We start from the raw sequence: 10,624 nt of genomic DNA, 5'->3' as shown, positions 1-10,624 counted from the left end.
CGATGTTCCTGCTGCACCTTGGCTCCCTTGCTCTTATGTTTGCGCGACATGTCTCTTACTGAACTCCACACCGGACTTTTACTTGCAGGGCGCGGGCTTCACGCTGACAGAATCGCGGACGGCCATTCTTACTGGGTATTTAATGCGGAGGGTTCAAAGAAACGAGTCATCCGACTATCCTGCACGAGTCGCGCTGGCGTCTTTGAAGTGAAACGCGCCGCAACGTTTAGAGCGACAAAGAATAAGAGCGCGACGCATCGGTTTTCAGGCTCTGTTGCCGAGCTGCTCTCAATCGTCGACCTCGAGCTTGCGCTAATCGCAGCCGAAGCTGGGCACCGCCCAGGCGAAGACGCACGCTCTGGTACCGAGAAGACGGCAGTTCGCCCGCTTGGCACGTTGCGAACATTCGACCCCGAGGTTGTTGCCGACGGCGTGGATATCTCGCGCGAGCTAATCTATCGTTGGCAGATTTTCGATGACAGCAACGCGCTCGTGGGCGTCTACATTGGTCTCGCCCGAGCATCTCAAGGCCCAGTGCGCTTCAATCGTTATCGAAATCGTGTGAGAGGTATTCAACTTGGATTGCCATATTCGGCGAACCCGAACAGAGACTATCGCAAGGTGCATTACGCCTTGGCCAACGCTCTAGAAGTGGGGGCCCGCATTGTTTTCACGTACTTGTGCAACTGCGGGCCAGACGAGAGCCTAGCTGCCCTCGAATCTCGGCTGATTGCTGAACACGATAGCTACGGGCCGGCTGCCCACCAATTAAACGAGAAGCCCTGAGAACCGGCTCGGGCACCGAAGCCTGGTACCGCGGTGGTCATTTGCAAATAGCGCCCCGCGCTTGCAAACTCTTGACTGCCCCCGACGTCGCTATCGTTTAGTGCCCTAACGCGCAAACGGATTGATTGGCTGAACCTTCTTTCGGTCCTTCACCAGTTCAAGCATTTGAACCTTTGCCCAGCCCGCCGTCATTGCTTCCAACTCCCGCACGACATTTGATTCCAATGCTTGCAGCCCCGCGTCACCTTGGAAGTTTGACTTGAAAGCGTGAAGAAGACGGTACTGAAGGAGGCGGCTCACCTCGTCGATTCGTTCGGGCGCGTCCGAATCGGTGAACATAACGGACTGCGGCGAGAACGGGTCGTAGTAAATGAGGTTGGGATACTCGGTGGTTACGGCGACTTTCGGCTCATCACTTACAAGCAGTGAGCCAAGCAGTTGAATAGAACCCTTCATGCCCTTGGGCGTTTTGAACACCCACACGCGTCTGGGCAGCCGCTCCTTGAGTTCAAGAATCTTCGTGTTGTTGGAACCGAAATAGCCGACCTGGCCGTCCTTGAGGTTCCGTTCTAGCTGCTGCCAATAGTAAAAAATATCCATTCCGCCTTGCTCGCAGTTGCCCTGCTGTGTCGTTCGCGCTCATCGCATTGACGAAATGGTACCAATCCCTTCTTGCAAACGGCAAACTCAAGCAGAATGCTCACCGTCCATAGCGGCGAACAGAACCGACCACGACGCCGACTATCTCGAGCGAACCCTGTGGTCGAATCGGCTGGAATTCCGGATTTGCGGGCTCAAGATAGAACGCCCCGTCCTTGCCGAGGCAAAGAGTCTTGACCGTCATCTCGCCATCAACCACTGCCACCACAATGTCGCCCGGCTTAGTCGGCCGATTCTTTTCGACGACCACGAGGTCACCGTCCAAGAGGCCGACGTCCCGCATCGACTGGCCCCGAACACGACAGAGGACAGTCCTGTTGGGGTCATCAACGAGATAGTCGTCGATTGTCAGCAACTCGGGCGGCTCCTGTCCTTCCGGTTGTGGCAAGCCTGCGCGCACAGCGCCAATGACTGGGCGACCAAAAAAGCGTCTAGTCGGGGCCACCCGACCTTCAACTCGCTCCACATAGCCTGCGTCGGCAAGTCGTTTGATGAGCGCAAAGACGCTGCTGGTGCTGTTAAGGCCGACCACGTCGCAAAGCTTCGCCATGGCGGGAAACGCCTGATTTCGTTTCCAGTACGTTCGTAGGGCGGCCAGGTGTTCCTCGTCAGTCATTCGTTCGCTCCATCGAATGTTTGTTCGATGATATTGTAGCGCGGATAGAGACGACCGGCGACCTGTACGTCGCTGCGACCATTTCGTTGCCGCTAATATCTTCTGGGGGACAAAGCGGGAAATTCACGCTTGTTGGGGCAGTCCGAAACCACAAGCACCCGGGAGAAGGCATGCTTGAACCATCTGGAACCTTGAAGCTCTTGGTCGTCGATTCCGAAATCGGCGAGGAAGAGGAAGTCGTTCTAACGGGAAAAGACTTCCATACCGAGCGCCGGTCGATGCTTGACGACGAAGTCTTGCGCGATGACGACGAGGGAGAACACGTCGCATACGCGAGCGGGTTGGGCTTTGACTTCAAAGTGGTCGCCACCCCGCCAAGGCAGATTGACATCGAAGAAGAGCCAGAAGAAATCCGCGTCGAGATAGTTGAAAAGAACCTGGATTTCGACGAACCGCAAGACGACGGGGGAGAGGCGGAAGGGTGAGACTTCGCCGCAGCGGCCATAGTCAGCCCATGAGCTCGCCTGCGGAGCTTCCCGCGCACCTCGATAATCTCGGTTTCTTGCCTAAGTCGCGAAGGGGTCGGCTTTCTCTTTCGTCTCCGTGCTGAGGTTGTATTCCGCGCGTACTGCCTTCAGCACACGCTCGATGGCGCCTTCAAAACCGACCGCGTTCCCGAAATGGCTCATGGTCCAATTGCAGCCCGTTGCGTCTGCTTCCTGCAGTCGAGGGCGCGGCACTTGTATCTTCACGCCATCTTCTATCACCTCTTGCAGTCGATGAATGCGCCTGTCGACCTCGTTCTGGAGGCGAGAAGCGTTAAGCGTTTTGCGTATCATCAGGGCCTCCTTCTCCGTGCTGAGGCATTGCTCAGCCTATTAGACTGTCCAGTTGATTGAGACGCAGTATGTCTTGCTTAGAACCTAGACTGCCGCTATGTCAGTCGCGCCGGCGGCAAGGAGATGAATGAACATGGCAAATTCTTACGAAGGTCGATATTGCGGCGTCTGTGAGCACGAGCTGCATAAAGGATACTTCAGCTTGTGCAAGCGCAGCCAGACACTCACGGACACGCCGTCCGGAACGGTCGTTATGGTCTCAGACGACGAACTGGTAACAGACTTCTGCGGCTCTGAGTGTAGCGAGTACGCCGAAGCGGCAATCACATCGACGCTCACATCCCCGTACCCATCGCGGGGCAAAACCGTCCCTTGCTCGCTTTGTCTGCAACCAGTCGACCGCGCGTTGCCTCACGTCTCTGTCAACATGACGCAATTCGAAGACGCCTCGCAGCCATGGCTTTGTTCCGCGCGAGTCGTCGACGAGCGCGAGCTAGCCGTCTACTGCGCAGCATGTGCTCAACCGGGTCGCGCGTTGCAAGCATTCGACGAGTCCGAGTTGGGAGTTGCAGTATGACCGACCGGCGAGCGAGGCTTTGCGCGAGGTATCGCTTATAGGAAGAAAATTCATCCTTCATCTAGCTTGCAAACTTATACGGGCACCGCCCGTTTCATCGCTTAGCTACTTCCGACTGAGGTCCGGCCAAGCAATGGCTTGGGCGGCTCGGCCATCTTCCGAACCCTCCGGCGCGAGATAATCGTCGCACACTGCGATAGCGCGTAGCACGTCGACACTTGTTGCGTCGTCCCGTGACAGTAATTCCGTCCGCCACATCAGCACGTCGGGACGACCTCTATTGGTCATCTCCCAGACCATCAAGTCCAAAAGGGAAACCAGCTCGTTGCTTGGAATCTCTATCAGTTCCGCGCTCGCAGCCATGTTCTTCTCCTTGGCGACACATCAAGCGTTGCGTCTTGTCCCTGCAACTGCGCCGTACGCAATCAGCTTAGTAACCCATTGTACGAGCGTTGAGAGTAAGAGTGGGGTCCCGAATGCTACTGCAATGCCTCGGTTCCGCAACAACACTGCGAGCCTCAAGCAGAAGGCGGCAAACGAGACTGCCCGAGCACCATGCCGCGGAGCAACGAAATCACAAACACGGGCCACGTACTCGGTGAGAAGACAGAGAGAGGACGATTCCGAGCAGAGGGAAAACTGCGAGCAAACCGCTCCCTTCGGCCGGACAATGGCAGCAAGGTATGTAACCGCGACGGGGCGCGAGCAGCGCATTTCTGCGTCGCAGTTGAGTTGGCCGCATCTTCAACGCGGCGCCATCAACCTAAAGAACGCGGGCGACCGTCCGTTAACCCCGGTGTCGCATTTTTTTTTGCAGGGGACTAAAGTGAGAAATAGTTATCGGCTAGCCGCGCTAGTGTTGACATCCAGTTTGGCGGCCTGTGCGGAGACGGGTGCTGCTTTGCAAAGCCTTAATAGCGGTCTATCGCAAGTTAATCAGGCCCTCGCGCCATCTCCCAATGGCGTTCCCACCATGTTTGCGCCGTCTTTATCGGCGGACCAACGTGCTCAACTGAGCAATGCGTTGGCTGCATCCGTTGCATCGCGTGACGCAGGTATGCGCAATATGGTCGCATCAGCGCAACCGGTTGGGGTAGCAGTTATGTCGAAGGCCGCTTGCTATCAACACTGGAACAATGCACCTGTTTTAAGAATGTATAGCTCCGCGAATCTCGGGAACGGGACCATTTACGGCCCGTGGGGAGTCGGTAGCATGCAATATGCTCCGAAGAACCGCTGCTTGAGCGTTCTGCGGACTGATTCCTGGAAACAAAAGTCGCTTAATGCTTTTCAATTTCGGGCGGTTTATTACAGCCCTGAAAGCGGCGAGAGCCAAGGCGTCTATTACGAGTTCATAAATCAAGACGGGTCGTGGTTGCTGAATCGGACCGATTTGTAGTTTGTCAGATACTGGCTAACGTAGTAGCCGCCGCATGTTCCGCAAGCAAAGGCGCAAGGTCCAGGAGCCGACAGTCGGGCGCTTGCAATGCATGGCGCTTCCGTAGCTAACGCACGCAGCTGAGAGGCGCAACGCGACCTTTAAGTCGCTCCAGGGTAGCGGTTCAAGCTAGGTCAGTGCATCCGTCGCGGTCACGCGAGATGCCTGCGGTGAATGTTTTGCTAAAGAGCGTCTGGCGTCTGGCGTTTTCGTGACGTGCAGCCTTTCGATAGCTAAAATGCGCCGAACGATTACAAACACCGCGAGCCGCGAAAGGCCTTTCGGGGGCATCCATGCAGACCAGACTTCAAGCAATCATCGACGCCGTCCGCCCGCGCCGCGCGTTGTTCACCACGTTCACGCTTAGCGTCAACTGGTTCGAGTCGTTTTGCCTTCCATTGCTCAAGGTGTCAGGCTGTGGAAAGGTCGACTTGCTGGTCGACTCGCGTGAAGCCTGCAAGTCCACCGACGAGTCGACCAGCCTCTACGCCGGCAACGCCTATCGAGTCATCCCCGTCCACCAGGACTCAGGCGGATTCTTCCACCCTAAAATTGCCTACCTCGAACGTGGCTCGGGCGACGACGTTCTGGTCGTAGGCAGCGGCAATTTGACGACGAGCGGGCAAAACGCGAATCTCGAAGTGCTGGATTCGGTGACCGCGCAGGCGCACCCTTTGGTGTTCGAGGCCTTTGCGGAATTTGCGAGCCAGTTCGTCCTGACCCCGGGCCTGTCTGCCAAAGCCGCTGCCAACCTGCGGTACTACGCGGAACGCGCTTCTGCGGTTGCCGCCAGCGCGCCGCCGGCGGCGCGTGAGAATACGTCCGCATGGCTTGTGCACACTCTGGTAGGTAACGCGGGCCAGCAATTCGCAAGTCTGGTTCGTCAGCATCTACCGGACGCAGTTGGCTTGACTGTGTTCGGCCCGTATTTTGACCCGGCTGCGAACGCGGCGTGCGAGCTCGCGCGCCAGTGCGGAACGTCGGAGCTTTCGCTTGGCGTGCGTCAAGGCAAAAAGGGCTACGTCATTCCCTTGGAGAAGGTGAACGCGTTACCCCGCGGCACACGGTACGTGGTGCCCGAAGAGAAGGTCGAGAACCGGTTCGCGCACGCGAAAGTATTTGAAGTCCGCTCGCCAACCGGATGCATGGTCATGACTGGCTCAGTCAACGCGACCAATCAGAGCCTCTTTGGGCTGGAAAACGTTGAGATTTCCCTAGCCCGGAAGCTGAATGCACCGGCGTTCAAGTGGAAGACGCTGACCGAAGAAGAATTGGCCGGCGTCGAGTACGAAGCGTGCAAATTCAAGTCTCCTGAGCTTGGACGCAAAGCACCGGCACTCGATGCCCAATGGCAGTCGGACGGCGTCATCACCGGCAAGGTGTCGCCGCGTCCGAACGCGCACACCGTAAGCCTGGAAATCTGGCGCGACTCCGACCTCGAACATACCCTCGATGACGTGGAACTGGAGTCTGACGGTTCGTTCACCACAACGAGAGTGAGCCGAAGCACCGGCGAAGGTGCTCGTCGACTCAAGCTCACGTCGGAGCTATTCACGGTTATCGGCTGGCTCAACGTCGAGAGCGAACTTGCGGCAAGACCGTGGGAGAAGGAGCTTGCGCGCGCCGCCGCGCGAATCCGCAGCGGCACAGGCAACGACCGGGACCTACGTCCTGTGCTGAACTGGATGACAGGAGTTTTGCATCGCAAGCCCGAGCCCACGCCAGACGGCAAGGCCGACGCTAAACGCACCCCTGCGCCGACCTCGAATGGGGGCAATCAGCGCGAAGAGCAGCGCAAGCTCAAGGAGCTTCGCGCGTACCAGGACTGGCGCAAGGGCGACGAGCCGGCGTTGAATGTGTCCGCCCAGCTTGCCGAGGAAAGTATGGCGGCCGCCTTTCGAAGCCTCAACGACGACATTCGACGCACTCGCTTCGGTCCCGTTGGTCGCGCGCTCGGGCAACTCGACATCATTACTCCCGAACAGGAGTACGGCAGCAACAAAGCGCCCGTTGAGGACGACGTCGAAAACGGCGTAGCAAAAGAGCAAAATGCCATCGACGCAATGCTGGAAAAGCTTCCCGTGGTACTCGCGAAAGACGCGACCGGGCCGATGGTTTCGGCTGCGGTCGCGATGGCTGCGACCGACGCGCTGGCTGAAGCGATTGTCGTCATGACAGCGGGCGGTGTGCAAGCGCCGACGGCGAACGCGACAATGCAGGCGTTTACGCCCACTGACCCATACGGATTGGGTGCCTGGCTGGCTCAATACAGCGCTTACGCGTATGACGTCGACAACCGTGAGCGATTGCTGCCAGTGCTCTGCACGTTCGCTTGTTGCGCCTATGATGCGTCACCAACACTCGCGCTTGGCGCCATCAAGGAACAGATTGAGGACTTCGCGCAACGCGAGGTCCCGCTTGGCGAATGGGAGGAGGCTGTCGCCCTGGGCTTGGACCTTGATGCGTTCGAACTGGTTCGGGACGCCGGTGCGACCAGTCGTGTATTCACACACGTTGCACGAATTGTAGGCAGCCTGACGCTTCGAGAAGAACTCGAGTTGATGCTAGGTTCCCTGTTCGGCGATGCCACCCCAAGCGGCGTCAATCCGCGATACCAAAAAGTGTTCGAGTGCCTGCAAAAGCTCAAAGACCGCAAACTGGCTAAGAACGAGACCGTGTTCGGACTTATTCCGCAGGAAATTCCGCTCACGAACGTAGCGTCATGTCCAAACTGTCGCACGGTGGTTCGCAACATCGGCGAGGTAAGTGCGCTGCGAACCCGCCGCGTCACCATTCACGGCTATTGCGAAAAACCGGTGTTTGCCGGTTTGCGCGCGGCCGAATTGACCCGCTACAACGTGCTGAAGAGTCTTTACGCCGATTGGAGTCGTTGAAATGCATAAAGCACCTGTTTTTACGACTCGAGCCAAGCACGCGCAGAGCATTGACCCCTTGGGATTGCAGAGCGCGAACATGTCGCTCTACCGCACCTTGTTGCCGGGCATCAACAACGTCGCGAACTCTATTCGCGTCTACTCGGCACTTTGCTGGGTCCTGCGTGAAGCGAGGGAGCTTGCGCGGCGAGACGCGAAGAACCCTGAAGAAGCGCGGGAACTCTGTACCGCCGCTCTCGAGAAAATGGACCTGTTGCTCGTGTGGTGCAATCGTGAGCACCGCGGCGGTTTGCCGGGCACGGACCGGCATTGGCCAAAAGAGAATGAGCTTGCGACCCTGCGATTGAGCGAAATCCTCAGCGACGAGCAGAGAACGCGGAAGAAAGACGGCCTCCAGGTGAATACCGCCAGAGGTGCGTATCTGCTTACCGCACCTCAATATCGCCCGAGCCTTGTGAATGGCCTTCAGTTCCTCCAACTCGACACCAAAGCCATCCCGGGTGCCTTCATGCTCAGCGAGGCAGGAAAGGACCTAGCCGACGGATTTGCACGTCATCTCGCCGAAATGGCTGCAACAAGCGATGACATTGCCGCGGTTCAGGCCCAAATCGACTGGCTCGCGGACGCGCGCCAAGTGCAAATCCTGCCCGCGAACGTCTCGAGCTTTTACCCTCTACTGAGGCTCGACTCGGCACATCCGGCGGAACAGGCTGCTTTTCTCTCGCAGTACCTGCCGTCGCCAGGTCAGTTCCCTATCGATAAGCTCTGGGACATGCGTCACAAGGGGCTGACGCTCGCCCTGCGTGCGCTTGTCGCGGCAGAGGAACGCTTCGCGGCGGAGGATGGTTTCGTGCCGGTCGACATTGTCAGGCATGCGATGGGCAGCGGCTTCGCTCCCGGCGGCAGCCAAATTGACTTGACCAACTTGCCTGACGCTCGAGGACTCTGGGCTAGTTTGCAGGTTCGCCAGTACATCAAACTTGTTCTTGAGACGTTGCTGCGCCTGACTGAGCTTCAAATTCACGACTTAATGACCAAGCAGGACCCGCGTCGCATCGGCGACGTAGCCGCGCTCGCCGCGAATCTCGGAGCTAACGAACCGGGAATGACGCTGACCGTGGGAACATGGGTTGATGCCTGGCAGACGGCTCAGGGCGACGCCGATACCTTATATGAGGCCGGCATGGCGGGAACCGGCTACGCTTCGCAAGTTGTTCCGATGAAGAGCCTGCACGTGCTGTTCGATGAGCTTCGAAAAGCGTCCAAGTTCAAGACTTTCGAGAAGGCCAAGAAGGCCGTCCTGCTCGTCGCTGTTGCCCTCACATATTGTGCGGCCGAAGCCGAAAACTGGCCGGAGGGAGGGTTCTACCGGCGAGACGACACGCGAGACCGTCTGTCACCTGCGCACTTGGCCACGCTTGCTCGACGTTATGCCGACAAGCCGGTGACTGAACTCGTTGCGATGGTAATTCGGGACTTCGTCGTCAATCTACACTTCTCGGTCGTCCGTGAGCGCTCGGAGGCGGAGCCCGGTAACCTTCGGGACCGCTATCGGATTGTTCCGGGCGACGAGGGGCTTGAGCGCGACCTCGAAAACGAGACGAAGCTGACAGAGCCCCCAGTTTTGACCGACCGGCTGTACTGCGCGATGCAATTGCTCGCACAGGCTGGATTGCTTGATGCTCATCCAAAGGACCCGTCTTTCCGAATCACTGACGCCGGGCGCAAGCGGGCGGCTGAATCGTTGGCACTCTGGCCCACGCAACAGGAAGCCAGAAGCTCGCGTACGCTCGCTGCCGCAGCGCAGATGGTTGAGACCACCTAACGTAGTTTTTCACAGTCGAATGCTGCGTCGTTCAATCATCGCCCCTGTCTTTGTGCGGAGACACTACGACAGCACCTAATGCTGCTCTCCTGCGCGGTGCCGCTGTTGACATTGCGCACATTGTGCGCGCACAATGTGCGCTGCAGACGCGAATGGAGAGAGCACGATGGCTTGGATTTATTCCTACCTGAGCAACAAAGGAACTCATAAAGAAACCGGAACTGTTTTCACGATTGAGTACGCTCGCAATACGCAATCGAAAGCAGATATCACCATTCGGCCAACGTCGGGTCCGAGACAGCAGTTCTCTATTACAGAGATTGAAACCCTGAAGGATGAATTGTGGGCGGCCCTGCTCGACGAGCGGCGCCGCACGATGATGCGCTCCCTAGTGGAAAACGAATTCGCAGGGGACCGCCAATACGTAGCGTCAGTAATTTCTAGGTTTGCAGCTCGGAACGTCTCAGCACGCACGGTGCAGGCGTGGCTAATCGAGCCTGGCAAAGCTAGCAGCCGGTTTTGCCCCGAATGGGCAATGAAGGCGTTGCTCGAATACCTATCGAAGCCGGAGAACCAAGAGCGCCTTCGCGCGAGGAAGGAATACAAAGAACGTCAGCCATGGCCTCAGAAGCGCACCGTCCTCGACGTGGCAGACAAGCACGCCGTCCAGTTCGCAACGACTGAGATAGAGCGAGATGAGCGAATGCGCAAAGCGTGGACTGACACTACACTTGGCGACCTGCCCAGCAAGCTGTTCGAACTTGAGCGTCGGATGACCGAGCGCATCCGCTACCTCGAAGACCGCGTATCTGGTTTGACTTCGGCGTTAAAAAATGGCAAGAGCTTTGACGAGTACCGGGCGGTGGTGTTGGACGAGTTGAACAATCGCGAATCGGAAGACTACGAGGTTAGGAAAACGCGTCTGGCAATTGAAGCTCAAACCGGAGAATTCGCGCACCCTGAGGGGCTTGCCAGCGAGTGACTGAGCG

Annotated in this window: 10 protein-coding genes; 6 read left to right on the top strand and 4 right to left on the bottom strand. The window is 57.7% G+C overall.

The annotated features are described in order from the left end of the window. Positions 1–207: 207 nt before the first annotated feature. Positions 208–786: a hypothetical protein gene (locus GV035_RS22980; protein ID WP_159837202.1), complete on the top strand. Its 579-nt coding sequence runs from the start codon at positions 208–210 to the stop codon at positions 784–786. Positions 787–891: 105 nt separating this feature from the next. Here the strand turns inward: GV035_RS22980 and GV035_RS22975 are convergent, their stop codons facing one another. Further along, positions 892–1,386, bottom strand: a complete 495-nt coding sequence (locus tag GV035_RS22975; RefSeq protein WP_159837201.1) for a hypothetical protein — start codon at positions 1,384–1,386, stop codon at positions 892–894. 100 nt (positions 1,387–1,486) lie between these two features. Then, positions 1,487–2,062 carry a LexA family protein gene (locus GV035_RS22970; RefSeq protein ID WP_159837200.1) on the bottom strand — a complete coding sequence of 192 codons (576 nt, stop codon included), beginning with the start codon at positions 2,060–2,062 and terminating at the stop codon, positions 1,487–1,489. Positions 2,063–2,232: 170 nt separating this feature from the next. On the opposite strand from GV035_RS22970, the gene GV035_RS22965 reads away from it, so the two are divergent. Beyond that, complete coding sequence (locus GV035_RS22965; protein WP_159837199.1) at positions 2,233–2,547, top strand: hypothetical protein; 315 nt, start codon at positions 2,233–2,235, stop codon at positions 2,545–2,547. Positions 2,548–2,628: 81 nt separating this feature from the next. Here the strand turns inward: GV035_RS22965 and GV035_RS22960 are convergent, their stop codons facing one another. Together GV035_RS22960 and GV035_RS22955 are read right to left on the bottom strand one after the other, a co-directional pair. Continuing rightward, entirely contained in the window at positions 2,629–2,901 is a 273-nt protein-coding gene (locus tag GV035_RS22960) for a hypothetical protein (protein WP_159837198.1), read from the bottom strand. Between the two features lie 682 nt (positions 2,902–3,583). Then, the gene (locus GV035_RS22955; RefSeq protein ID WP_159837197.1) at positions 3,584–3,841 is read right to left on the bottom strand and encodes a hypothetical protein; all 258 of its coding nucleotides are present in this window, start codon (positions 3,839–3,841) and stop codon (positions 3,584–3,586) included. 307 nt (positions 3,842–4,148) lie between these two features. On the opposite strand from GV035_RS22955, the gene GV035_RS22950 reads away from it, so the two are divergent. The 4 genes from GV035_RS22950 (at position 4,149) to GV035_RS22935 (ending at position 10,617) form a co-directional block, all read left to right on the top strand. Then, the gene (locus tag GV035_RS22950; RefSeq protein ID WP_159837196.1) at positions 4,149–4,877 is read left to right on the top strand and encodes a hypothetical protein; all 729 of its coding nucleotides are present in this window, start codon (positions 4,149–4,151) and stop codon (positions 4,875–4,877) included. Between the two features lie 332 nt (positions 4,878–5,209). Then, complete coding sequence (locus GV035_RS22945) at positions 5,210–7,810, top strand: hypothetical protein (RefSeq protein WP_159837195.1); 2,601 nt, start codon at positions 5,210–5,212, stop codon at positions 7,808–7,810. 1 nt (position 7,811) lies between these two features. Next, positions 7,812–9,635 (top strand): hypothetical protein, encoded by a 1,824-nt coding sequence (locus GV035_RS22940; protein ID WP_159837194.1) that lies wholly within the window; start codon positions 7,812–7,814, stop codon positions 9,633–9,635. A gap of 166 nt (positions 9,636–9,801) precedes the next feature. Continuing rightward, positions 9,802–10,617, top strand: coding sequence for a hypothetical protein (locus GV035_RS22935; RefSeq protein ID WP_159837193.1), 816 nt, complete (start codon positions 9,802–9,804; stop codon positions 10,615–10,617). The last annotated feature ends 7 nt before the right edge of the window (positions 10,618–10,624 follow it).

The sequence above is a fragment of the Burkholderia sp. 8Y genome, from assembly GCF_902506145.1.
Taxonomy (GTDB): Bacteria; Pseudomonadota; Gammaproteobacteria; order Burkholderiales; family Burkholderiaceae; genus Caballeronia.
Note: the sequence above shows the minus strand (reverse complement) of the source record. Positions and strands in the feature narration are given on the sequence as shown.